The sequence below is a fragment of the Aeromonas rivuli genome (genome assembly GCF_020149575.1).
Lineage (GTDB): Bacteria > Pseudomonadota > Gammaproteobacteria > Enterobacterales > Aeromonadaceae > Aeromonas > Aeromonas rivuli.
The window spans coordinates 2498693-2521990 of sequence record NZ_CP079742.1; the positions used below are offsets into that span (position 1 = coordinate 2498693).

The 23298-nt window shown below is 62.6% G+C and carries 16 protein-coding genes and 3 tRNA genes; 13 read left to right on the forward strand and 6 right to left on the reverse strand.

Annotated elements, in window-relative coordinates:
• Window positions 1-112: 112 nt before the first annotated feature.
• On the reverse strand, window positions 113-2377 hold the full coding sequence (gene metE, locus KYK33_RS11620; protein ID WP_224430609.1) for a 5-methyltetrahydropteroyltriglutamate--homocysteine S-methyltransferase: 2265 nt from the start codon (window positions 2375-2377) through the stop codon (window positions 113-115).
• A gap of 162 nt (window positions 2378-2539) precedes the next feature.
• Between metE and KYK33_RS11625 the strand changes: the two genes are divergently transcribed.
• Window positions 2540-3448: a LysR substrate-binding domain-containing protein gene (locus KYK33_RS11625; protein WP_224430610.1), complete on the forward strand. Its 909-nt coding sequence runs from the start codon at window positions 2540-2542 to the stop codon at window positions 3446-3448.
• 54 nt (window positions 3449-3502) lie between these two features.
• On the opposite strand, the gene KYK33_RS11630 is transcribed toward KYK33_RS11625, so the two are convergent.
• The 3 genes from KYK33_RS11630 to KYK33_RS11640 all read right to left on the reverse strand — a co-directional run bounded on the left by KYK33_RS11630 (window position 3503) and on the right by KYK33_RS11640 (window position 7851).
• A complete protein-coding gene (locus KYK33_RS11630) occupies window positions 3503-4375 on the reverse strand; it encodes a siderophore ferric iron reductase (protein ID WP_224430611.1) in 873 nt (290 codons plus the stop codon).
• A 17-nt stretch (window positions 4376-4392) separates the two neighbouring features.
• A complete protein-coding gene (locus KYK33_RS11635) occupies window positions 4393-6534 on the reverse strand; it encodes a TonB-dependent siderophore receptor (RefSeq protein ID WP_224430612.1) in 2142 nt (713 codons plus the stop codon).
• Between the two features lie 378 nt (window positions 6535-6912).
• Complete coding sequence (locus KYK33_RS11640; RefSeq protein WP_396021338.1) at window positions 6913-7851, reverse strand: AraC family transcriptional regulator; 939 nt, start codon at window positions 7849-7851, stop codon at window positions 6913-6915.
• Between KYK33_RS11640 and KYK33_RS11645 the strand changes: the two genes are divergently transcribed.
• Entirely contained in the window at window positions 7834-8118 is a 285-nt protein-coding gene (locus tag KYK33_RS11645; RefSeq protein ID WP_224430613.1) for a hypothetical protein, read from the forward strand. The genes KYK33_RS11640 and KYK33_RS11645 overlap by 18 nt on opposite strands.
• Here the strand turns inward: KYK33_RS11645 and KYK33_RS11650 are convergent.
• Together KYK33_RS11650 and dauA are read right to left on the reverse strand one after the other, a co-directional pair.
• A tRNA-Ser gene (locus tag KYK33_RS11650) sits at window positions 8110-8197 on the reverse strand. The genes KYK33_RS11645 and KYK33_RS11650 overlap by 9 nt on opposite strands.
• A 285-nt stretch (window positions 8198-8482) precedes the next feature.
• Window positions 8483-10207 (reverse strand): C4-dicarboxylic acid transporter DauA, encoded by a 1725-nt coding sequence (gene dauA, locus KYK33_RS11655; RefSeq protein WP_224430614.1) that lies wholly within the window; start codon window positions 10205-10207, stop codon window positions 8483-8485.
• Window positions 10208-10623: 416 nt separating this feature from the next.
• On the opposite strand from dauA, the gene KYK33_RS11660 reads away from it, so the two are divergent.
• The 11 genes from KYK33_RS11660 to KYK33_RS11710 all read left to right on the forward strand — a co-directional run bounded on the left by KYK33_RS11660 (window position 10624) and on the right by KYK33_RS11710 (window position 23230).
• Window positions 10624-12027 carry a Na+/H+ antiporter NhaC family protein gene (locus KYK33_RS11660; protein ID WP_224430615.1) on the forward strand — a complete coding sequence of 468 codons (1404 nt, stop codon included), beginning with the start codon at window positions 10624-10626 and terminating at the stop codon, window positions 12025-12027.
• Window positions 12028-12231: 204 nt separating this feature from the next.
• Window positions 12232-12307: transfer RNA gene (locus KYK33_RS11665), tRNA-Asn, on the forward strand.
• 2 nt (window positions 12308-12309) lie between these two features.
• Window positions 12310-12385 (forward strand) — tRNA-Asn (locus KYK33_RS11670).
• Between the two features lie 300 nt (window positions 12386-12685).
• Window positions 12686-13183, forward strand: coding sequence for a YqhA family protein (locus KYK33_RS11675; RefSeq protein ID WP_042042154.1), 498 nt, complete (start codon window positions 12686-12688; stop codon window positions 13181-13183).
• A gap of 213 nt (window positions 13184-13396) precedes the next feature.
• The gene (locus tag KYK33_RS11680) at window positions 13397-13846 is read left to right on the forward strand and encodes a hypothetical protein (RefSeq protein WP_224430616.1); all 450 of its coding nucleotides are present in this window, start codon (window positions 13397-13399) and stop codon (window positions 13844-13846) included.
• A 4-nt stretch (window positions 13847-13850) separates the two neighbouring features.
• Window positions 13851-16844, forward strand: coding sequence for a YncE family protein (locus tag KYK33_RS11685; RefSeq protein WP_224430617.1), 2994 nt, complete (start codon window positions 13851-13853; stop codon window positions 16842-16844).
• Complete coding sequence (locus tag KYK33_RS11690; protein ID WP_224430618.1) at window positions 16844-17674, forward strand: FTR1 family iron permease; 831 nt, start codon at window positions 16844-16846, stop codon at window positions 17672-17674. The genes KYK33_RS11685 and KYK33_RS11690 overlap by 1 nt, the downstream gene beginning before the upstream one ends.
• A 61-nt stretch (window positions 17675-17735) precedes the next feature.
• The gene (locus KYK33_RS11695) at window positions 17736-19157 is read left to right on the forward strand and encodes an FAD-dependent oxidoreductase (protein WP_224430619.1); all 1422 of its coding nucleotides are present in this window, start codon (window positions 17736-17738) and stop codon (window positions 19155-19157) included.
• A gap of 224 nt (window positions 19158-19381) precedes the next feature.
• Window positions 19382-19942 (forward strand): hypothetical protein, encoded by a 561-nt coding sequence (locus KYK33_RS11700; RefSeq protein ID WP_224430620.1) that lies wholly within the window; start codon window positions 19382-19384, stop codon window positions 19940-19942.
• A gap of 200 nt (window positions 19943-20142) precedes the next feature.
• Entirely contained in the window at window positions 20143-21501 is a 1359-nt protein-coding gene (locus tag KYK33_RS11705; protein ID WP_224433002.1) for a hypothetical protein, read from the forward strand.
• A gap of 76 nt (window positions 21502-21577) precedes the next feature.
• On the forward strand, window positions 21578-23230 hold the full coding sequence (locus KYK33_RS11710) for a hypothetical protein (RefSeq protein WP_224430621.1): 1653 nt from the start codon (window positions 21578-21580) through the stop codon (window positions 23228-23230).
• The last annotated feature ends 68 nt before the right edge of the window (window positions 23231-23298 follow it).

The following is a 23298-nucleotide window of genomic DNA, read 5'->3' on the forward strand; positions in this document are numbered from 1 at the left end:
GAGGCTGACCCCGGCATGAGCTATCTGCCAACGAAAAAGGGAAGGCTTGCGCCCTCCCCTTGTTCATCAGTGATACCTATCAGCTAGTCGCGAGCTTGCAACCCCTGATCAGTCAAGCCAGCTCGGCACGCAGTGCCTTGGTGGCATCGACCATCACCTTGAGCGCCGCTTCCGTCTCTTCCCAGCCGCGAGTCTTGAGGCCGCAATCCGGGTTGACCCAGAGCCGCTCGGCCGGGATCTGCTGGGCCGCCTTACGGATGAGGTCTTCGATCCAGCCCTGGCTCGGCACGTTCGGGGAGTGGATGTCGTAGACGCCCGGGCCGATTTCGTTGGGGTAGTTGAAGCGCTCGAACGCCTCGAGCAACTGCATCTGGCTGCGGCTGGTCTCTATGGTGATCACGTCCGCATCCAGCGCCGCCACCGCCTCGATGATGAGGTTGAAGTCGCTGTAACACATGTGGGTGTGGATCTGGGTGCTGTCCACCACCGGGCTTGCGCTCAGGCGGAAGGCGCGCACCGCCCAGTCCAGATAGGCCTGATGATCCTGCTTGCGCAGGGGCAAGCCTTCGCGGATCGCCGGTTCGTCAATCTGGATGATCTTGATGCCGGCGGCTTCGAGATCTGCCACCTCGTCGCGAATGGCCAGGCCGATTTGCAGGGCGGATTGCTCGCGGCTGACATCTTCCCGGGGGAAGGACCAGCAGAGGATGGTCACGGGCCCGGTCAGCATCCCCTTGACCGGCTTGTCGGTCAGGCTCTGGGCGAACTGGGTCCACGCCAGCGTCATGGGGGTCGGGCGGTCGATATCCCGGGTGATCACCGGCGGCTTGACGCAGCGGGAGCCATAGCTCTGTACCCAGCCGAAGCGGGTGATGGCAAAGCCGTCTAGCAGCTCGCCAAAATACTCCACCATGTCGTTGCGCTCGGCCTCACCGTGCACCAGCACGTCCAGCCCGATGGCTTCCTGGCGCGCGATGGCATCCTTGATCTGGGCCTGAATGCCCGCCTCGTAGGCAGCGTCGTCGATGCGACCGGCCCGCCAATCCTGGCGCAGCACCCGGATGTCGGAAGTCTGCGGGAAGGAGCCTATGGTAGTGGTGGGCAAGAGCGGCAGCTTGAGATCCGTGCGCTGGGCCTCGGCGCGCACCGGATAGGCGCTCTGGCGATCGAAATCGCTGTTGGTGAGGCTGGCGAGCCGGGACTGCACCGCCCGCTTGTGAACCCGGCTGTCGGACTCCCGATCGACGATGGGCTGGCTGTACGCCTCGATCTTGTCGAGCTCGCCACCGTTCAAGTAGTCGGCCAGCAGCCCCAGCTCGTAGCACTTTTGCAGGGCGAAGGCGAACCAGCTGCGGGTCTGGCCGTCCAGCTCGTGCTCCAGGGTCAAGTCCACCGGGCTGTGCAGCAATGAGCAGGAGGAGGCGACCCAGAGCCGCTCGCCGAGCTTGGCTTTCAATGCTTTCAGGGTCGGCGCCAGCTTGGCCAGGTTGGCACGCCAGACGTTGCGGCCGTTGATGACGCCAGCGGAAAGCACCCACTGGGCTGGCAGATGCGGCACCAGGGTCTCCAGCTGCTCGGGGGCGGCCACCAGATCCAGGTGCAGGCCGTCTACCTTGAGGCTGGTGATGATGTCGCGCTGATGGGCCACAGAACCGAAATAGGTGGTGAGCAGCAGCTTGCAGGGGCCGCTCAAGCGCTCATAGGCGTTCAGGTAGGCCAGACGCCACTCATCCGGCAAGTCCAGGGCCAGGGCCGGCTCGTCTATCTGCACCCACTCCACCCCTTGCGCGGCCAACCTGGACAGGATCTCCTGATAGACGATCAGCAGGCGATCGAGCAGTTCGAGGCGGGAGAAGCCGCTCTCTTTCTCCTTGCCGAGCCACAGATAGGAGACCGGGCCCAGCAGCACCGCCTTGACCGGCAGCCCCAGCGCCTTGGCCTCTTCGACCTCTTCAAAGAGTTGGCTCCAGCCCAGCTTGAAGCGCTGGTCGCGGCTGAACTCGGGCACCAGGTAGTGATAGTTGGTGTTGAACCACTTGGTCATCTCGGCGGCGGCAGCAGCCGGGCCGGTGGGCGCACGGCCACGGGCCACCCGGAACAGGGTATCGAGATCGGTGTCGCCGTGGCGGTGACGGGCAGGCACGGCGTCCACCAGCAGGCTGGTGCCGAGCACTTGATCATACCAGGCGAAATCGCCCACCGGCAGCAGGCTGACCCCGGCTTGCTGCTGCGCCTGCCAGTGGCGCTGACGCAGGCTCTTGCCCACCGCGACCAGTTCATCGCGGGTGGTTTCACCACGCCAGTAGGATTCGAGGGCAAATTTCAACTCGCGCTTGGCGCCGATGCGGGGGAAGCCCAGGGTGTGTGCTTGTGTCATGGCCGTTTTCCTTGATCTCATCTCTGTCCTATGGGGAACTGGATGATTTAGCCATCCAGATGTTTACACATCTAGAATGTCGAGATAAGGTGGCCTTGGCTATTGAATCCTCTTCAACTGGCTCTCAAATAATCCTCAACTGTCCTTCAAGGGAGATGTGCCATGGCGGTGCCAAATAATTCAGGCTTGGAGATCAAGCACTTGAAGACGATAGCGGCCCTGGCCGAGCAGGGCTCACTGGCCGGGGCGGCGCTCACGCTCAACCTCACCCAGTCTGCCCTCTCCCATCAACTCAAGGAGCTGGAGACCCGCCTCAATCTGGAGCTTTTTCTTCGCAAGAGCCGCCCCCTGGTGTTGACGGCGGCGGGCCAGCATCTGCTGACCCTGGCCCGCCAGGTGCTGCCCGCTCTGACCCAGGCCGAGAAGCAGTTGCAGGCCCTGCACAGCGGTGACGCGGGCCGATTGCACCTGGCGCTCGATTGCCACAGCTGCATCCAGTGGCTGCTGCCGCTGTTGCCGGACTTTCGCCGCCAATGGCCCGGGGTAGATCTGGAGGTGGAGTCGGTGCCCGGCTTCGATGCCATCAGCGCCCTGCTCGGCGGCCAGCTCGACTTGCTGCTCACCTCGGACGTGCAGGCCCGCGGGGATCTCCACTTCGAGCCCCTGTTCGCCTTCGATCTCACCCTGGTGATGGCGCCGGACCATCCCCTCTGTCAGCAGACCAGGATAGCCCCGGAGGATCTCAAGCAGGAGGTGCTGCTGGTCTACCCGGTGGAGCGGGCCCGCATGGACGTGTTCAGCCGCTTCTTGCAACCGGCTGGCGTCGAACCCAAGCGCTGCAAGCCGGTGGACAACACCTCGGTCATGTTGCAGATGGCCGCCGCCGGGCTTGGGCTGGCCGCCCTGCCGCGCTGGGCCAGCGAGGAGTTCGTGCGCCAGGGCTTGCTCGAGGCGCGCCCCCTGGGCAGCGGGGTGCGCCGCCACATGTATGGCGCGGTGCGGGCCGCGGATCGGGATCAGCCCTGCCTGCAGAGCCTGTTCGAGCGCATTCGTGTCAAGATGGGGGCCTGACTCGGGACATGAAAAAGCCGCCCCATGGGCGGCCTTGACCAACACTCAACACACTTATTCCAACCCTTGCCCCGTCTCATCATCGCAACGAGCCGCTGCATCTTGCCGCCGGGGGCAATTCTCACACAGCGAGCCATCACGGCGCTTGTAGTGCAGGCAGCAACGCTGGCGGACATAACCGGGCGAGGCGCTCGCCACCTCCGCCACGCCTGACGCCTGGCGCCACCCGGCCAGATGCTCGGCGGGCAAGCCACAGGCGGCCAGCCAGAGCGGCGCATGGGCCGCGACCACCTCGGGGCTTATCTCCCCGAAGAAATCCGGCACTCGTATCAGGGCAGCCAGCAGATCGTCCGCCAGGAGCGGGCGCACGAAGCCGGGCCGCAGCCGCATCTCACTGGCAAGCATCTCGAACAATTCCTGCCAGTGACGACGCAGTCGCCTGCCCGCCGCCTCGATCAACAGCTCCTGCTGGCCCCCGATCAGTGGGTCAAGGGGCAAGCTGAATCCCGATACCAGACCGGCGCTATAGCCCAGCCCCAACTTGTCCAGCGCAGGCACGGTTCCCACCCGATAGACGGCCACCATGGCGAGGTAGATGGACTGCCAGCTGAGCATGCCCCAACTGCGGGTCAGCCAGTAGGCGGGGCCCGCCTCCGGGTGTGCCAGCCGCCAGTGATCATGCAGGGCCAATGCCACCGCCGCGGGGGCCATGGTGCCGTCGGCCGTGACCAGCAACGGCCTCTCCCCCTCCATCAGCTGCCCCTTGAGGGAGGGAATGAGCTCCCCGGCGGCAAGGAACAGCCGCTCATAAGCCGCCAGGCCAAGTGCCCGCTCCTGTGCGGCCACGCCGCCAAGCCCCGGCTCACCCAGCGGGCCGGCAGAGGGGTTGTCATGGGGTGGGCTGCCCTGATAAGAGGGCCCCGGCATCCGGCCGGGGCGCAGGCTTAGAATACGTATTTGAGTCTGGCCTCCACGTTGCGCTCAGCCCCGAACCAGCAGTTGCTCTGGTCGTAGCAGGAGTAGTAGGTGGTATCGAACAGGTTGCTGGCACTGACGGAGGCTTCCACCCCTTTCAGGCTATGGCTCAGCCGGGCCAAGTCGTAGGAGGCGGCCATGTCCATCAGCACATAGTCGGGCACCTTGTCGCTGTTGGCGGCATCGAGCTCGGCCTCCCCCACGTAACGCAAACCGGTTCCCAGGCGCAGACCGGCCGCAGGGCCCTGTTCGAGGCGGTAGTCAGCCCACAGGGAGGCCGTCTGATCCGGTACCCAGACCGGGGTCTTGCCTTGCAAACTGGTGGTATCCTTGCTGATCACCATGTCGAGCAGGGTATAGGTGGCACTCAACTCCAGGTTGCTGGTGACGTCGATGCGCCCCTCCAGCTCCAACCCCTTGGAGACCATCTCGCCGGTCTGCAGCTTGGGTCCGTAGACGTTGTCCGGATCCGTCACCAGGGCATTTTTCTTGGTGATGCGGAATGCCGACAGGGTCAGGGTCTTGCTCATCTCCTCAGACAGGTACTTGACACCCCCCTCCCACTGCTCACCGGTGGCGGGATCAAACGCCTTGCCATGCTTGTCCGCCCCCGGCACCGGCTCGAAGCTCTCGGCATAACTCACATAGGGCGAGATACCGTAGTCGAGCTCATAGAGGGCGCCCAGACGGAAGGAGAGATTATCCTGGTCGATCTTGGCCAGGGTGTGGCTGCCACTTCCGCTGTAGAGCGTGTCGCTGTCGGTGTCCATCCGGTAGCTGTCATAGCGCAGGCCACCGATGGCCACCAGTCTGTCGAGGCGCAGCTGATCCTGCAGATAGACCCCTGTCTGGTACTGCTTGATCTGCTTGCGATCCTGATAGATGAAGTTGAGGCTATCGGGGTCAATCTGGCTATGATCAGGATTGAAAATGTCGATACTGGGGGCCGAATAGTCGAGGGTATCCCGATAGAGCACCTGGGCATCCAGATACTGGTAGTCGACGCCGAGCAAGAGGTTGTGTTCCATCGATCCGGTCTGCAGCTTGCCAGAGAGCTGGTTGTCGATGACGAACCCCTTGGACTCCTCGTCGGTCAGATAGGCGTTACGGGCCAGGGTACGATCGTCTGCCGCCAACGCCGCGTTATAGGTGTTGTGCTGCCTGGCTGACGCATCCATGTAGCGGGCATTTTGCAGGAACTGCCAGTTGGCATTGAAATCGTGGCTCAGCTTGTAACCAAACAGCGCCACTTCCCGGTTGTACTGGTTCCAGTTCTCGTCACCGAGGAAGGTGTCACTGTCGAGCTTGCCGAGGGGGTTGTCATTGACCGAGCCCTTGGCCGGGACAGTGGTATAGATGCCCGCGGCCGGATCCTTCTGATAATAGACATTGAGGTTGAGCAGGGTGCGTTCGCCGAGCTGCCAGTCCAGGGAGGGGGCCAGCACATAGCGCTCCTCTTCCGAAGTCACCGCCTGGCCATCCTTGTGACGGGCCAGGCCCACCATCCGGTAGGCAAAGGTGTCATTGATGGGGCCTGTCGTATCCAGGGTCACCTCACGCAGATCCCCCGTTCCCCCCGCCACGCTGACGCTGTGCCTGGCCTCGCGCTGTGGCCGCTTGGCGATCAGATTGACCATGCCGCCCGGCGGCATGCTGCCATAAAGCACGGAAGTCGGCCCCTTGAACACCTCCAGCTGCTCGATGGCAACAGGGTCTATCTGGGGCTGCAGGTTCCAATCGTTATATTGCAACAGCAAGCCGTCATAGAAGTTCTGGTAGTTGTCAAAGCCGCGAATGTTGAACAGATCCAGGCGATTGACCGAGCCCCCCCGCAGTTCGGTATTGACCCCGGGCACATAGCGCAACGCCTCGCTCACCGAACTGGCCCCCCGCTGCTCCAAGGTCTGGCTATCGACCACGGAGATGGCCTGCGGCGTTTCGATAGGGTCTAGCTTGGTCTTGGTCGCCGTGTTGCGATAGGTCTGACCCAGTACCGTCATGGTGTCAGCACCGGGAGCCAGTGCTTCCGTCTGGGCTGCCAGTGTCTGTCCCGCAAACAGGGTGGAGAGGGTCGCCGCGACCAGGGTCAATGGGGGGTGAAGTGGGTACATCTGATCCTCGAATGCCAATGATTGAATAGTAACAAATATCATTTGCATTTTAATCAGCTATTTTGCGCCAGACTTAACATTTTGGGGCATCTTGCCCAGGAAGCTCCCCATAATCAGTCTCTTACGAGGCTTTATTATGTTGTTCAGGGTCAATGTCGGGCAGCCTCAATGGCAGAGAGGGCGTTCCCCCTTGCGGCTGGGCAATAGAAAACAGAGGGAGAGAGGATGCCTGGGAGCGAGGGGACAGGCTGACCCCATAGGTTGGACAAGGGGCAAGGTGCTGCCAGCCATGGCGGCACCGGATCGAGATCCCGGCGGCCAGTGCCAGGTTTGCAGGATCAGGGCCGCTCCTCTGGGCTATGAGCTATGGGCTATGGGCTATGACAAGGGGACAATGGGCAGCCAGTAGCTCATAGAGGCCTCTGGTGCCTTGCCCTGATAGTTGGCGGGATAGACCTCCAGCTCCAGGCCATCCAGACCCCGATAACCGGACTGGGGTAACCACTGCTCGATAAACCAGCTCAAGGTGTGTGGCAACAGGGCGATGGGCCCGCGATGGGTGACCACCCCATAGGTCTGGCTCGGCACCCGCAGCAACTCGGCACCCGCCAATATGAGGGGCTCATCCGGTTGCGATTCAGGCAGCTCAATCCCGGCCCAGTAAGGGAAACGGTGCGCCTCATCCTGATGGACACGCAGATCGCTCACCCCAAGCAGGGGCTCGCCGTGCAACTGCTCTCCCCCAGGCAGGGCCTGTACCCTTTGCCAGATGGCGGGTACTTGTTGTTGAAAATCGGGCTGCTCGGCAAAGAGGCCACGGATCTCGCCACGCAGTCCCAGCAACCTGAAGGCAGGCCGCGTCTCGACTCGCACTTGCAGCCACTTGCCCTCCCCCAGACCCCGCGGCCCCAGCTGACTGATGGGCTGGCGCAGCCCGACCCTGACCCCCCGCTTGCGATAGGCGAGTGGCGAGCAACCAAACTGCTGCTTGAAGGCGCGACTGAAACTCACCTCCGAGTCATAACCGTGGCGCAGGGCCAGATCCAGTATCCGATCCCGACCGCCAAGCAAGGCGACAGCGGCCTGACTCAACTTGAGTTCGCGCACATAAGCCGCCACCGTCAGGCCTGTCTCACTCTGGAAAACCCGTTGCAACTGCCAGCGTGACCAGCAGCTGAGCGCCGCCAGCTCGGTCACCGAAAGCGGCTCATCCAGGTGCTGATGAATATGACTCAGCACCCGTTCTATGCGGGTGAAATGCGCAGGCTCACTGGGAGTCTGGCCGCAGGGGGCTGTGGGATGAGCGAGATCTGGCATGGCGTCTGCCCTGACAACAAGGGGGGGTCAGTGTGGCATATTCCCCAAGGGCGGGTACAGGATCATCAAGGCGTGGCGGCCCTGGCAATCGAGGCAATCGAGGCAATCGAGGCAATCGAGGCAATCGAGGCAATCGAGGCAATCGAGGCAATCGAGGCAATCGAGGCAATCGAGGCAATCGAGGCAATCGAGGCAAGGAGCCAAACATCTGCAGGAACCAGAAAGCAAAAAGCCCGACCTGAGTCGGGCTTTTCAATATGGCGGTGAGGGAGGGATTCGAACCCTCGATACGTTGCCGTATACACACTTTCCAGGCGTGCTCCTTCAGCCACTCGGACACCTCACCAAATTTTTTACTGCTTTGAAGTGGCTTGCGGAGCACGGGTTGCGTGCTTCTCTTCCGACTTCGTCGGTGGGCAGCCACTCGGACATCCCACCAAATTTTCGACTGCTGCTTTACCTGTTCAATCACCAGGGTTGCTCACGGCCATGGCGGCGACAACGGGGCGTAATGTAAGGGATGGGCCTGCATGGGTCAACGCAATTTATTGCTTTTTATGTCGCTTGCTCAAGATTCACACCAATTGGTGAAAATCTTGGCAACTCTCCCATTAAACCCCGTTTATCTGGCTTATCCGGGAGCCTGCTCTTCCGCCAACGCCTCTTCCAAGGAGCCGTAAAATGCCAGTTGGCCTGGGACGGGTACCACCTTGGCCCGCGCCAGGGTCTTGAGGGGCTGAAATTGCAACTCGGCAATGCGCAGCTCCACCCCGGTATTGGCCATCTGCTGCTTGAAATGGAGAAATGCCGACAGACCTCCCGCATCCAGGATGGAGACGGCATCCATCTGCAACACCAGCACGCGGTGGCCCTGTACCTGCTCGACCAGTTCGCCAAATACCCGATCGGCGGCGGCGAAGAAGAGTGGGCCGTTGATGCGGTAGAGCAGGCCCTGCTCTGGCAGCTGATGCTGATGACGCTTGTGCTGCCCCAAGTCCTGCAACAGGGTCATTCTGGCAATGTCGCGCATGAAGAGCAGTGAGGCCAGGATCACCCCGAAGGTGATGGCAATCACCATGTCGAAGATGACGGTGAGCGACAAGCAGACCAGCAGCACCAACACATCCGCACCGGGCGCACGACGAATGAGCTCTACCGCCTTGTGCGCCTCGCTCATGTTCCAGGCGACCAGCAGCAGCAGGGCCGCCATGGCGGACAGCGGCAGCCAGGAGAGCCAGGGGGCCAGCACCAGCACGGCGGCCAGTACCACCAGGGCATGGATCACCGCCGAGATGGGCGAGGTAGCCCCGGCTCGCACGTTGGCGGCTGAGCGCGCAATGGCGGCGGTGGCCGTGATGCCCCCAAAGAAGGGCGCCACTATGTTACCCAGCCCCTGCCCCACCAGCTCGGTGTTGGAGCTGTGTTTGCGCCCCGTCATGCCATCGAGCACCACGGCGCAGAGCAGGGATTCGATGGCCCCCAGCATCGCCATGGAGAAGGCCGCAGGCAGCAGTTGCTGGATGGCGGCCAGATCCCAATTCACCGGCTGGCCATCGGGTCCTGGCAGGGACCATGGCATCAGCAGACTGGGCGCCAGAGGGGGGATCCCTGCCCCCTGACTGCCATCAGGCAACAGATAGTGGAACTGGCTGCCGATGGTCGCTACCTCGACATCGCAGCCATGCAGGGCAACCCCAAGCCCGGCCCCCACCAGCACGGCGGGCAGATGGCCCGGCACCGGCAACTTGAGCCTGGGCCAGAGCAGCAAAACCGCCAGCGTGGTCACACCGATGAGGGTATCCCCCCACTGCCAGCCAGGCAGAGCGTGGGCCAGCGCTTCCACCTTGCCCAGATAGGTTTCCGGCATCTCGGGGACATCCAGGCCGAAGAAGTCCTTTATTTGCAGGGTGGCGATGACGATGGCGATGCCGCCGGTAAAACCGAGGGTGACCGAGGGGGGGATGTACTCGATGAGGCGGCCCAGGCGCGCCAACCCCATGGCGACCAGGAAGAGACCCGAGATCAGGGTCGCCACCAGCAGGCCGCCGACCCCGAATTGCTGGGCGACCGGATAGAGGATCACCACAAACGCAGCGGTAGGGCCGGAGACGGAGTAGCGCGAGCCACCGGTCAGGGCGATGACAATACCGGCGATGATGGCGGTGTAGAGCCCATGCTGGGGCGGCACGCCGCTGGCGATGGCCAGGGCCATGGCCAGCGGAATGGCGATGATGCCGACCGTGATCCCGGCCACCAAATCGCGCCCCAGGCGGGTCATGGTATAGGGTTCATCCAGGCAGGATTGGCGTAACGCCACGGCGAGCCTCACGGGGAGTGGTGCTTTTTTAGTATGCATTGGTGTCGTAATACCAGAACAGAGAGACAAAGGCCGACGGAGCCGGCACCCGATCATCATCAAGGGCCGGCAAGAGCGTCGACGCGGCGATGGTATCTCATGCAACCTTAACCGATAGCCAATTCGATTTCGATGGGCGGGATCAATGAAAGGGTACACTCTTCGGTGAATGACCAAGATAGCCGCCATATTGCCGATTTTTGCCTCATTGGACGGATTTTCGGTTGACTCAGCACCCAATGAGCCTTAGTTTCTGCGCCGATGTTTTTGGCCGGAGTCGGTGGCTGCGCGGTGGGATCCTCTCCCCTCCCCTGTCACCCCGATAAGAAGCAGTACTGCCCCTCGACATCACCTTGCCGGGCACTCTCTTTTAGTATGCCGGCCAAGGCCGGTTCCGATAAAAGGACCCTATGCGCATGTCCGAACCGACTGCCCTGAGTCTCATCCCTCCCATCGTCGTACTGGTACTGGCAATCTGGCTGCGCCGCCCCATTCTCTCCCTCATCATAGGGACGGTTGCGGGTCTGCTGCTGCTCAGCGCCAACCCCTTCGATGCCCTCGATACCTTCGCCGAGGTCTCCCTGCGTACCATGCAGGATGAGACGATCGGCTGGCTGATCCTGGTGTGCGGCAGCTTTGGCTCCCTCATCGCCCTGCTGGTGCGCACCGGCGGCGCCATGGCGTTCGGTCAACAGGCGCTCAAGTTGGCCAAGGGGCCGAAATCCTCCCTCTTCATGACCTTCATGCTGGGGCTGGTCATCTTCATCGATGACTACCTCAACGCCCTGACCGTGGGCGAGACCATGAAGAGAGTCACCGACCGCTTCAAGGTCTCCCGAGAGATGCTGGCCTATGTGGTGGACTCCACTGCGGCCCCGGTCTGCGTGCTGGTCCCTCTCTCCACCTGGGCCGTCTTCTTCGGTGGTCTGCTGGAAAATAACGGCGTGGCCGCAACGGGCGAGGGGATCAACGTCTACTTCCAGGCGATTCCTTACATGCTCTATGCCTGGCTGGCCGTGCTCATGGTGCTGCTGGTGATCCTGGGGATCGTGCCGGCCATAGGCCCCATGAAGCGGGCAGAGTTGCGGGCACAGCATGGCAGCGTCGGCGCCATGCGAGTCAGCGATAGTGAACTCATGCAAGATGCGGGTCTCACCCCGGACAGCTATGCGGTCAAGTCCATCGAGGAGGAGTTTGCCCAGGCCGATCGCGCCGGCAAGTTGCACAACTTCCTGGTGCCCATGGCCATGCTGGTCGGTTTCACCGTCTATTTCGACATCGACATCTGGAAGGGGCTGCTGGTCACCCTGCTGCTGACCATCCCCTACTACATGGCCCAGCGGCTGATGCCCCTGGCCGAGATGATGGAGCAGATGATTGACGGCTTCAAAACCATGTTGCCCGCCATCGGCACAGTGATAGCCGCCTTCGTGTTCAAGGACATCTGTGATCAGCTGCACCTGCCGCAATACGTGATCAACAGCTTGACCCCTTACATGACGCCGCAGATGCTGCCTGCCGTGGTCTTCGTCTCCATGGCGGTGCTGGCCTTTGCCACCGGCTCCTCCTGGGGGATTTTCGCGGTCACCATCCCCATCGTCATGCCCCTGGCTCACTCGGTCGGCGCCGATATTCCACTGGTGATAGGCGCCCTGCTGTCAGCCTCCTCGTTTGGTAGCCAGGCCTGCTTCTATAGCGACTCCACCGTACTGGCCGCCCAAGGTTCAGGTTGCGATCTGGTCAGTCATGCGGTGACCCAGTTGCCCTATGCCCTGCTGACCGCAGCCATTGCCTTCGTCGGCTTCATCATCATCGCCTGATTGCAGGCGGGCCAGTTGCCCGCCTGTCCAGGTAGTTGATAGTTGAGGGGTATTCGCTGGCAAATTGCTGATTGTGCTGAAAATACCCCATAACGGCCAAGTTTTCGGCAAACAGCATCAAAAGTGATATTTGTAGCCGAGCGCCAGCTTGACACCCGGCGCCCGGCTCTTTAATATGCGCGCTGTCTCAACGAGACAGGCAATTCCTCCTTAGTTCAGTCGGTAGAACGGCGGACTGTTAATCCGTATGTCGCTGGTTCAAGTCCAGCAGGAGGAGCCAATTCCCTCGTAGTTCAGTCGGTAGAACGGCGGACTGTTAATCCGTATGTCACAGGTTCAAGTCCTGTCGAGGGAGCCACATTCGAAAGCCCGCTTAGGAAACTAAGCGGGCTTTTTCATGTCTATCCCTTCATTGTTTCACGCTGAGCCAACCCTCTCTCACTGCATGCTCTCCCACATGCCTCGCGCGGTGAACAATCAGCACGCCCCGTTTCGCTCGGCTCAACTTCGACAAGCAATGACTTCGGTCCCGTTCTCGCTCGGCTCAGCCGGGTGAATTGTTCAGGCTCTCGCTCAGCAGACTAGATCGTTAACCGGCATGTTTTATGGCCGCCATCTGAGTCATAATCCCCACACCTGCCCCCGCCAAGGAGTCACCATGGGCCGCTTCAATCTCTTGCTCACCGGCAGCCGTCTCATGATGCTGCCTTTTTATGTCTGCATGCTGCTCAGCGTGTTGCTGCTGATGGTCAAGTTTGCCCTCAAGCTCTACGAACTGTGCCGCGACATCCTCACCATCCACTATCTGGACTTGGTGACCGGGGTGCTGACCCTGGTGGATTTTGTACTGGTGGCCCAGATGCTGATCCTGGTTGCCCTGTGCGGCTATGTGCAGTTCATCAAGACCCCGGAGCAACGGGAGACCCTCGGCGACAACTGGCTATACAAGATCAACTTCGCCTCCCTGAAGCTCATTGTCATCAACTCCCTGGTGACCATTGCCGGGATAGAAGTGCTCAAGGCCTTCCTCGAAGATGGGGTCGGCAACGAGACCGAGATGAAGTGGTCTGTCATCGTGTTTCTCGCCTTCTCCACCGCCGCACTCATCTACGCCATCACCGAACGACTGGCGGATCACCATCCCGAAAAGCCCTGAACAGCAGGGCCGTAATGGGGATGGTGTATCCTGGCTGGACGAGACGGCGGGCATCGACGGCGGGGTCACAGACGGCAAGCAGAGAGGCTGAACTGGCCCAGGGGTTTTATTCAGCTTCTATTCATTGATTAACGAATTGATAATTCTTTTCATTGCTCTTACCCCATTGTAGACTTGCTCCGCCTGGGGTCATTCCCCGGCAGTGGAGCCGTTATGACCCGTCTTTCCCTCTCACCACGATACCTCTGGCAGTGGTTGGCCTATCACCATCAGGCCGCCGAGGGCAGCCTCTATCTGATGTTCTTCTCCGGCCTGCTGTTGTGGGAGCCGCTGACCCCGATCTGGTCCCTGGCGCGCTGGAATCTGTTTCTCCACGTCATGCTTTCGCTCTCCCTGTTCCCCCTGCTGTTTGGTGCCTTCTGGCTCTCTCATCGCCGGCTGCTGCGCCATAGCCGCAAGCCGTTCTTGCGCGCCACGGGCCGCATCATCGAAGGCCTGCTCCTGACTTGCCTCGGCAGCGGCCTGCTGCTGCTATTGCATGGCACCCCGGGGGACAGCCTGGGCTCCCTGGCAAGCTGGGCCCACTGGCTCAGTGCACTCTCGCTCACTCCTCTGGTCTTGCGCCACGCCTGGCGCTGGACCCTGCTCAGATGGCGTTCCTGATCCCATGTTGAAGTTGCTGCTCATCGGCCTGTTCACCTGCCTCTTGCTGCTCGGCGCCCCCCAGGCCCAGGCCCAGCAGATGGGCTCGGCCCTGGCCGCTTATGAGGAGGGGAATGCCCCCCGCCTCGTCACGGCCAATCAGAGTGGCGGCTCCATCACCCTGCTCGCGCGGGGCAGCGGTGAACGGCTCAAAGAGGTGCGCTTTGGCGGGGATCTTCGTCAGCTCGCAAGAGCCGATAACGGCAACCTGCTGGTCACCGACTACAGCGGCGATCGCCTGCTGCTGCTGGGCGAAGATCTCGACTTGGAGAGGGCGATCCCCACCGGCCATAGACCCTATGGCGTCATCTTCGACCCCAAGCGGCGCTGGTTCTGGGTCACCCTGTTTGAGGCGGCGCGCCTGCAAGCCTACGATCTCGACGGCGCCCTGATGCTGGATGTGGCAACTGCCGAGACCCCGCGCGGGCTGGCGCTCACCGATGACGATCGCCTGCTGCTGACCCATGCCATGACCGGCCAGCTGGCCATCTACGACCTGGCCACGCTCAAGAGGGATCCCGCAGCCCCCTCTCTGGCAGAGCCCCGTATCATTACCCTGGCCGAAACCCACAGCGATACCCCAAGCGACTCCCAGGGCCTGCCGCGCCTGCTCGATGGCATCGCCCTCTCCCCCGATGGCAGCGAGGCCTGGCTGCCCCATGTGCTGTGGAACTTCGACCACCCCTTCCAGTTTCAGAGCACCGTCTTCCCGGCGGTTTCCATCATCGATCTCGATACTGAGCGTGAACGGGTCGATGAGCGCAAGCAGCTCTTCTTGCAGATCAATCTGCCCAGCGTCGGCAACCGCAGCCAGATCGTCTCCAACCCCTTCGCCGCGCGCTTCGCCGCCGATGGCAAGCGGGTCTACCTGACCCTGGCGGGCTCGGAAGATCTGCTGGTGTTTGACCTGTCGCGCAGCGGCAAATCCAACAGCAACCGTCACAGACGCAAGAAGTTCCAGGGGGGCGCCAAGGCGACCCAGCTCTTGCGCCACCTGCCGGGCCAGAACCCGCGCGACCTGCTCATCGACGGCGACCATATTCTGGTGCAAAACGCCATGAGTCAGGATCTCACCCGCCTTAATAGTGGTGGCCCCGGCCCCTTCGCCCGGGTCACCGTCGACAAGCCCCGTTTCGCCAGGCTGGTCGACAGCGACCCTCGCCCCGAGCCCCTCAAGCGCGGCGAGCGGCTGTTCAATCTGGGTAATACCCTCGGTCAAAACGGTGCCAACCGCCGTTTCCCCATGGCGGGGGACAACTGGATGAGCTGCAACTCCTGCCATCTGGATGGTTTCAACTTCACCAACCGCTTCCTGATGCAGGCCCACCGTCAATCGAGCAAAGATAACGCCATCAACGGCCACGCCAATCTCACCAACATGGTGGCGGGAGATTTTATCGGTGAATACCTGCGCATGACTCAGCAGACCCAGGGCGGCATGGGCCACGACCCCCGTGACGGCGCAGAGGCGGTGGATCCCGCCAATCCCCCGCCCGAGGTGAAGGCGATGATGAAAGATCTGCACGCCTTCGTGACCAGCGATGGCAACCTCCCCTACCTCGCCAGCTGGTTGCGGCTCGATGCCCCCCGCACGGATCCCGCCAGGGCGCCCACCACCCATCCCAAGGAGTGGCTCAACTCCGCCTCCTGTCAGAACTGCCACCAAGAGGCTTTCGCCGACTGGAGCGACAGCAATCACCGGCTGATGGGCAACTCTCACCCCTACTACAAGGTGGTGCAGGCCCTGGCCCGCGAGACCGAGGGGGAAGCCTTCGGTCAGTGGTGCCAGAGCTGCCACATGCCCCAGCAGGTGCTGAACGGCCAGACGGAGCTGCCCAAGGGCTCCCACATGTTCGAGCGAGGGGGCGCCTCCCTTGTCAAGGCGCATCAACAGGGAGAGCCCGTGGTGGAAGAGGGCACCAGCTGTCTGTTCTGCCATCGCATCACCCGATTGGAAGACGCGGGGGGCAATGCCGCCGTCACCGTCAATCTCAAGGACAGGGAGAGCTACGTCTTCGAAGATGCCCCCGGCGGCAGCGTCCGTCACTGGCTAGGGTCGCGGCAGATCAACGCCCGCCCGGCCATGCACAAGGCCTCCTACCAGAAGGATTTCTACCAGGATGCGGCCCTGTGCAAGTCCTGCCACAACGAGTTTGCCCCGGGCAGCGGCGCCAACATCGTCAATACCTGGGATGAGTGGGAAAAATCCAGCTTCGCCAAGGCCAAGGATCCCGCCAGGCGGCGCAGCTGCATCGACTGCCACATGAACCCGGAGCCCGGCAACGGCGGCGCCCCGGTGGCGGGCCGCTCCACCGAGAATGGCACCTATAAAGAACGCCTCTATCGCCACAACTTCACCGGCGCCCAGCACCAGCTGGTGGGGCTGCGCAATCCCGCGCTTGAGCAGGAGAGTCTGGCGCTGCTGCGCTCCAGTGCCACCCTCAGCGCCCGTATCGAACAGGCTGCCGATGGGCAGCAACTGGTGGTGCGGGTGACCAACGTCGGCGCAGGCCACGCCCTGCCCACCGGGGTCGCCGATTTTCGGGAGCTCTGGCTGGAGCTGACCGTCACCGATGCCAGTGGCAAGACGGTGCTGCGCAGCGGCCAGCCGGTGGATGGCGCCGTGCCTGAGGATGCGCGGCTGTTCAGAAAAGTGTTTGGCGATGCCGAGGGCAAGCCGGTGGGGCTCAAGTTCTGGCGCTACGCCAAGCTCTTGGAAGATACCCGCATCCCGGCCGATGGTTGGCGCGATGAAGCCTGGCCTCTGCCTTCGGACGCACAAGGCCCCTTCAGCGCCGACATCAGGCTCAACTTCCGCACCTATCCCAAGTGGGTCAACGACATAGTGCGCGCCGCCGAGCCGCAATTGCCCGAACCACCCATAGTGCTACTCAACCGGCTGCAGCTGTCTCAGTTAACGCCGACTCCCCCCTCCCCTGACACGGAGCATGAACACTGATGTTTGCAAGTTTTCTCATTACCCTGCGCGAGGGGCTGGAAGCCTTCCTGCTGGTGGGCATCTGTCTCTCCTACCTCGCCAAGCTTGGCGCCAGTCGCCACAACAAGTTCATCTATCTGGGGGTGGGCCTTGGCCTGATTGCCTCGCTGGTGGTGGCCTTCCTGTTCCAGGTGGTAGTGAGTCAATTTGAGAGCGAACGCTACAACCACCTCTTGATGGCGGGGATCCTGATCTTCGCCACCCTGGTGCTCACCTATATGGCGATATGGATGCAGAAGCAGGCCAAGTCCCAGGTGGGGGCCATGACGGCGCGCATCGACGCCGCCATCGACGGCGGCAACCTGTTCGGTCTGGTGCTGCTCGCCTTCCTGGCGGTGATGCGGGAAGGCTTTGAAACCGTGCTCTTCTTCTCGGCCCTGGTCTATTCCGGGCAAGGGGTGGATCTGCATGAGGGACTGATGGGGGCGCTGGCGGGGCTGCTGGTCTCTGTGGTGCTGGTGTGGGGGCTGCTGCGCTCCACCCGCAAGGTGGCGCTGGCCCCCTTCTTCCGCTGGACCGGGCTGCTGATCATCATCATAGCCGCGGGGCTGCTGTCGTCCGCCATCAACATGTTGCAGGCGGCGGACGTCATCACCTTCTGGACCACGCCAGTGTTCAACATCAGCCACATCCTCGACGATCAGGGGGTGTTCGGCACCTTCCTGCGCGCCCTGTTTGGCTACAATGCCTCACCGGCCGGCTTGCAGTTGCTGACCTGGGCCAGCTATCTGGCCATCTTCGTCACCCTCTGGCATCGCAGTTACAGGCCGGTCGACGCAGGCAAGGCCTGAGTCAGGCGATGGATGTCGCGGGGCCTGCGGGCCCCCTTTTCTCCTCTTCGGACAGGTATTGATGGGCGATAACATGAAGAAAATTGCAGTGCTGGGAGCCGGTCCCGCCGGTCTGATGGCCGCCTGGCGCCTGCGTCAGGCCGGTTTTGCGGTCACCTTGTTCGAGCAGGAGAGCGTGGTGGGCGGCATGTGCGCCACCCAGACCTTCAAGGGGCGCGATGGTGACTATCGCTTCGACTACGGCGGCCACCGCTTCATCACCAAGAACCCCGAGCTGCTCGCCTTTATCGACGAGCTGATGGGAGAGGATCTGCTCCACGCCGAGCGCAAGAGCGTCATTCGCTTCAATGGGCGCACCTACGACTACCCGCTCAACCTCGGCAATCTGCTCAAGACCGCGCCGCTCCCCCTGATGGCGGGGGCGCTCAAGGACTTGCTGCTGTTGCCCTTCGCCAGGAAACCGGACGATTTCGCCAAGGCGAGCTTTGCCGAATGGATCCAGAGCCACTTCGGCCGCACCCTCTACCGCCAGTTTTTCGAGGGTTACACCGCCAAGCTGTGGGGCATCAACCCGGACAAACTCTCCGCCGACTGGGCCGGTCAGCGCATCAGTCTCATCGATCTCAAAGACGTGGCACGCCGCCTGCTGCCAAGGCGCAAGGACAACCTCTCGGTGCGCACCTATGCCCGCAAGTATCGTTATCCAAAGTATGGTTTCGGCCAGATCTTCACCACCCTGGGGGAGCGGCTGGTGGCAGAAGGTGTGACGGTCAAGACAGGCGCCACCATCAGCCGCCTGGAGCAGGTCGATGGTCGGATCGAACGGGTCTATTGGTCACAAGATAACGTTGAGCAGAGCGAGCTCTTCGATCAGGTGATCTCCACCCTGCCACTGCCGCTCACCTGCCAGCATCTGGGGTTACCCTGCGACTTGCACTACCGCGCCCTGCGCTTTATCAATATGCCCCTGGCGCAAGAGAACCTGTCGGACAACACCTGGCAGTACCTCTCCGATCCCCATATTCTGGCTACCCGCTTGCAGGAGCCGCGCCGGCGCAGCCCCTTTATGGCGCCACAAGGCAAGAGCTCGGTGATGCTGGAAGTCCCCTGCAATCCGGGGGATACCACCTGGCAGGCGCCGCTGGCCGAGCTGCGGGGCCGGGTGACAGAGGATCTGGCAACGCTTGGTGTAGATACCGCCAAACTTGGCGATGAGACCTTCGAGGCGCGCAGTGAATATGCCTATCCGCTGATGGATCTCGGTTATCAGGGCCGACGCGACGCGGCCATCCAGGCCCTGATGCCGATCAGTAACCTCATCATGAGCGGGCGCCAGGGGACATTTCGCTACATCTTTACCGACACCGCCATGGAGATGGGGATGATGGCTGCGGACATGGTGATCGACGGGGTGGACAGACGCCATGCCATCTTCAATCATCGCAATGAAAATACCGTCATTGAAACCCAGAGCGTGGCCTGAGGATGGTGACAGGTGTTCAACAGGCAAACCGACGCCGCAACATCTTCAATCATCGCAATGAAAACAGCATGATTGAAACCCAGAGCGTGGCCTGATGGATGGTGACAGGTGTTCAACAGGCAAACCGACGCCGCAACACCTTCAATCATCGCAATGAAAATACCGTGATCGAGACCCAGAGCGTGGCTTGAGCCCGGCTGAATACATCAACGAAGGAGAACTGGATGACCATACGCCCGGGTTTACTTGCCCTCACTCTGCTGCTGACCCTGAGCGGACAGGCCCAGGCCTACTCCTACGCGGCGGCGGGCAAGGAGCCGTTGATCGATGCCCGCGAGCAGTTGCTCACCGCCGCCAGCGAAGGCCAGGATGGCAGCGCCATACTGGCCAGCCTTGCCGAGGAGCTCGGCTACCTGGAGCAGCACCACAAGGTGACACTGCAAGCGCCCCTGGCGGCCGCCATCGCGGCCAAGGATGCCAAGGGCACGGCCGCCCTGCTCAACCGCGCCTACAAGGCGGAGATCGAGCGTCGCCTGGAAGGTGCCAGCCAGAATCTGGGGGACTATCAAACCGCCAAGGTGCTGGTGGTCAAGAGCAAGCGCTTCCTGGATTTGATCCTCCCCTCCCTCAGTGAAGGGGATCGCCAGGCGGCCGATCAGGCGCTGGCCCAAGTGCTCGATGCCATCGGCAACCCTGGGGTGTTCGGGGTGGGTGCCAAGCCCGCCGATGCCGCCGCCTTCGCCGAAGCGGAAAAAGCGCTGATGGCCGTGCTGGCAACACTCTGATGACCACCTGCCAATCATTGCGCCATCTCGCAGTGACAAACGGTGGGTGTCGCTTCGCGCTACCCGCCCTACCCACAGCCTGCCGATAGATGCCCCCGAACGCCGGTTTGCCCCCTTCTCCCCTTGCGGGAGAAGGGCTGGGGATGAGGGGGACGATAGCGTCTCGGCGTTGGGCTTCCCCCTGCACCACCACCATTTGGCTGCTTGCCTTGCTACAACTGGCTTGGCTCGGCTGGCTATTTTCCTTCCCGGTGGCTCTCGATTCCGACGATGCGCTGAACTTTGCCCACGGGGTGACGCGTTTCAGCGTGCTGGAGTTCTCCCCCCACTTTCCGGGCTACCCCGTCTTCATCTGGCTGGCCCGACTGCTCAATTTGGGGCTGGCAGACCCCATTGCCGCCGTGCACTATGCCAGCCTGCTGGGCACGGCGCCTATCCCGCCCCTGCTCGCCTGGCTGGTGGTGCGTCGCTGGCAGGCTCCCACCTTGCTCGCTCCCCTCTGGTTGCTTGGCCTGGGTCTGCCGCTGGTGCCCGCCCTGGGGCTGGCAGGTTTGTCCGATGGCCCCGCACTGGCCGCCTGGCTCGGCGCCCTGCTCGCCTTGACGCCAAGCGGCCACTCTCCCTTGAGCGCGCGCAGACTCATGCTGGCCGGGTTGCTTGTCGGCATCATGCTGGGCCTTCGCCCCTCGTACTTTGTGTTGGCCCTGCTGCCAGGGCTGCTCGGCTGGCAAGGAGGGCGCATCCGGTTCTTGCTGCTGCCCATCCTGCTGGTGGGGCTGCTCTGCCTGGCCTTTGTCTGGCAGGGGGATGGCTGGGCCTATTTCAGCGAGGGGCGCCGCTTCACCAGCGGTCATTTCACCCTGTGGGGCAACACGGCGGTGGCCCATGGGGATCGCCTGCTGAGCTGGGCTCAGACGCTCAATACCCAGTTCAGCCCGCTCTGGCCGCTGGCCTTGCCCCTCATCGGCTTAGGTCTGCGCAACATGGTGGCGGCGAGCGGGCGGGCACTGGCCAGCCGCTATGGCCTGAGTTGGCTTGCCCTGCTGCTCTGGACGCTGTTTGGCCAAAATCCGGATAACCCCCGCCATCTGGCCCCCCTGTTGCTGCTCAGCCTGCTGCTGGCCGCAGGCGCCTTGGTCACGCCCGGCAAGACGGGGGCAGGATGGGGGCGCCGCCTTGCCTCAGGGCGCTCCTCTCCCGGCCATCTTGGCACCCCCTTCCCCCTGCTGCTCTGTCTGCTCGGCCTCTGGCTGCTCTGCACTACCCTGACCCCGGCGCGACCTGCGGCCCTGTATGCGGCGAAACAGCTGGCCGAGCAGCGCTGTCCGGCCCTCGTCACCCAATGGGGGGTACGACTGCTGCGGGAACAGAGCTCCCTGGCCATCACGGATGCCTGGTATGAGGGGGATGCTCGTCTGGCCCTGGCCGAGGGTGCCTGTCGGCTCAGCCGTCGTCCCCTGTCCGAGCTGACCACCCGCAATCCCCCTCTCACGCCCCTCTGGTTCGCGCCGCGTTTTCGGGCTGAGCCCGGGCTCTGGCTCGGTATCCCCCCCTCTTGAAGCGATCCAGAGGATCTGTCTCAGACAGAGCTCGACTACACTCAGCCCGCATCCCCCACTACCGAGATCATGCTGGATGACATACCGCCTCTGCCTGGTTCCCCTCACCCTGCTCATGGCGACGGGCGCCCTGCTGATGCCTCTCTGGTGGCAGGGGGGCAGCCAGGGTCATGATCTCTTCCATCACCTGCTCTCCGGTCACTATTTTGCGGCGCAGCTCTGGCAGGGTGAACTCTACCCTCGCTGGTTGATGGCCATGAATGGCGGTTTTGGTAGCCCGACCTTCTTCTTCTATCCGCCGCTGCCCTACTATGTCAGCGCACTCTTTGCGGGCCCCGATCTTGCGCCCCACAGGGCCATCTATCCCCTGCTGGCCAGCGCGACCCTGGCGCTGTTTCTCTCCGGACTCTTCGCCTATCTCTGGCTGTGCCGTCTGACCTCTTGCGGACGGGCCCTGGCCGTGAGTCTGCTCTATCTCGCCCTGCCCTATCACCTGGCCATCGATCTCTATGCCCGCTTCGCCCTCGCCGAGTTTTGGGCCTTCGTCTGGGCCCCCCTTGCCTTGCTGGGCCAGGAGCTCATCTGCCGCAACAGGCCCATGGGCCCCACCTTGCTGGCCCTGGCCGTGGCGTTGCTGGCGCTCTCCCACCTGCCCAGTCTGCTGTTGACTCTGGGGCTCGTCACCCTGCTGGGGTTGTTGCACGCCCGCCAGACAGCGGCGCTTGGCGCTCTTTGGCAATCCCTGTCCGCCCAGATGCTGGGCATGGGGATGGCGGCCATGTTGCTGTTTCCTGCATTGCTCGATCAAGGTGCCATCTCCATGGAGCTGATGCGCGGTGGCATTTTCGATTTTCGCCGCAACTTCCTCGACCGATTACCCAGCGGATGGCATGACTGGTATTTTCGCGGCCAGCTGGCCTGGCTGACCATCCTGACCCTGGGGCTGCTGCTGCTTGCCTGGGCCGGGGCGGCCGATCCCAGGCGAACCAGCCTGCAGTGCTGGGGCGTGGTGGGGGTGCTGGCCTTCCTGATGATGCTGCCGGTGAGCCAACCCCTGTGGTGGCTGCTGCCCCCCCTGCAACAGGTGCAATTTCCCTGGCGCTGCAATCTGATCCTGACCCTGGCCACCCTGGCCGTGGTGGCATTGGCGACACCGGCGCAAGGCCTCTGGCGTTATGGCTGGTGGGGGTTGTTGCTCCTGACGCTGGTCTCCTCCCTGGCCTATGTGAAGCATGCCCCCCTCACCCAGGCCCCCGACAAGGCGGTGCTGGACGCCGAATTCGACAGCAAGCGCAGCGCCCGGGAGTACAGGCCCAGCCAGGTGCCCAAGGGGGAGTTCACCCCCACAAGGCTCGCCTGGAAGGAGGAGTTCCAGCCCCCCATCGTCACGCAGCAAGCCGATGTCCAGTGGCAAGTCAGGCACTGGCAGGCGCGCCACCTCGAACTTGAGGTGACGGCCAAGGCCCCGGCCCGGCTGCTGCTGCACCAGTATGACTATCCCGGCTGGCAAGCCTGGCTCGATGACAGTCTCCCCCTGGCCGTGAGCGCCAATCACCAGGGGCTGATCCAGGTCTGGGTGCCGGCGGGTCATCACCGCCTGACCCTGCGCCTCGCACCGCGCTGGCCGGAGCTAGCTGGCTATGGCGTCTCCTTGCTGGCCTGGCTGCTCTGGCTTTACCTGAGCTACCGCGCCCTGGTGCATGCCCGCCCCATCTCCGAGGGGGGCTAAGCCACAACCGATGTGCCAACACTCAATGGGCGGCCATATCCGGTCTGGATGTGGCCGCTGCCCGGGCA

Coding starts and splice junctions, on each gene's coding strand:
- metE (WP_224430609.1), bottom strand. CDS start 2,377: ATGACACAAGCACACACCCTGGGCTTCCCCCGCATCGGCGCCAAGCGC.
- KYK33_RS11625 (WP_224430610.1), top strand. CDS start 2,540: ATGGCGGTGCCAAATAATTCAGGCTTGGAGATCAAGCACTTGAAGACG.
- KYK33_RS11630 (WP_224430611.1), bottom strand. CDS start 4,375: ATGCCGGGGCCCTCTTATCAGGGCAGCCCACCCCATGACAACCCCTCT.
- KYK33_RS11635 (WP_224430612.1), bottom strand. CDS start 6,534: ATGTACCCACTTCACCCCCCATTGACCCTGGTCGCGGCGACCCTCTCC.
- KYK33_RS11645 (WP_224430613.1), top strand. CDS start 7,834: ATGAGCGAGATCTGGCATGGCGTCTGCCCTGACAACAAGGGGGGGTCA.
- KYK33_RS11640 (WP_396021338.1), bottom strand. CDS start 7,851: ATGCCAGATCTCGCTCATCCCACAGCCCCCTGCGGCCAGACTCCCAGT.
- dauA (WP_224430614.1), bottom strand. CDS start 10,207: ATGCATACTAAAAAAGCACCACTCCCCGTGAGGCTCGCCGTGGCGTTA.
- KYK33_RS11660 (WP_224430615.1), top strand. CDS start 10,624: ATGTCCGAACCGACTGCCCTGAGTCTCATCCCTCCCATCGTCGTACTG.
- KYK33_RS11675 (WP_042042154.1), top strand. CDS start 12,686: ATGGGCCGCTTCAATCTCTTGCTCACCGGCAGCCGTCTCATGATGCTG.
- KYK33_RS11680 (WP_224430616.1), top strand. CDS start 13,397: ATGACCCGTCTTTCCCTCTCACCACGATACCTCTGGCAGTGGTTGGCC.
- KYK33_RS11685 (WP_224430617.1), top strand. CDS start 13,851: ATGTTGAAGTTGCTGCTCATCGGCCTGTTCACCTGCCTCTTGCTGCTC.
- KYK33_RS11690 (WP_224430618.1), top strand. CDS start 16,844: ATGTTTGCAAGTTTTCTCATTACCCTGCGCGAGGGGCTGGAAGCCTTC.
- KYK33_RS11695 (WP_224430619.1), top strand. CDS start 17,736: ATGGGCGATAACATGAAGAAAATTGCAGTGCTGGGAGCCGGTCCCGCC.
- KYK33_RS11700 (WP_224430620.1), top strand. CDS start 19,382: ATGACCATACGCCCGGGTTTACTTGCCCTCACTCTGCTGCTGACCCTG.
- KYK33_RS11710 (WP_224430621.1), top strand. CDS start 21,578: ATGACATACCGCCTCTGCCTGGTTCCCCTCACCCTGCTCATGGCGACG.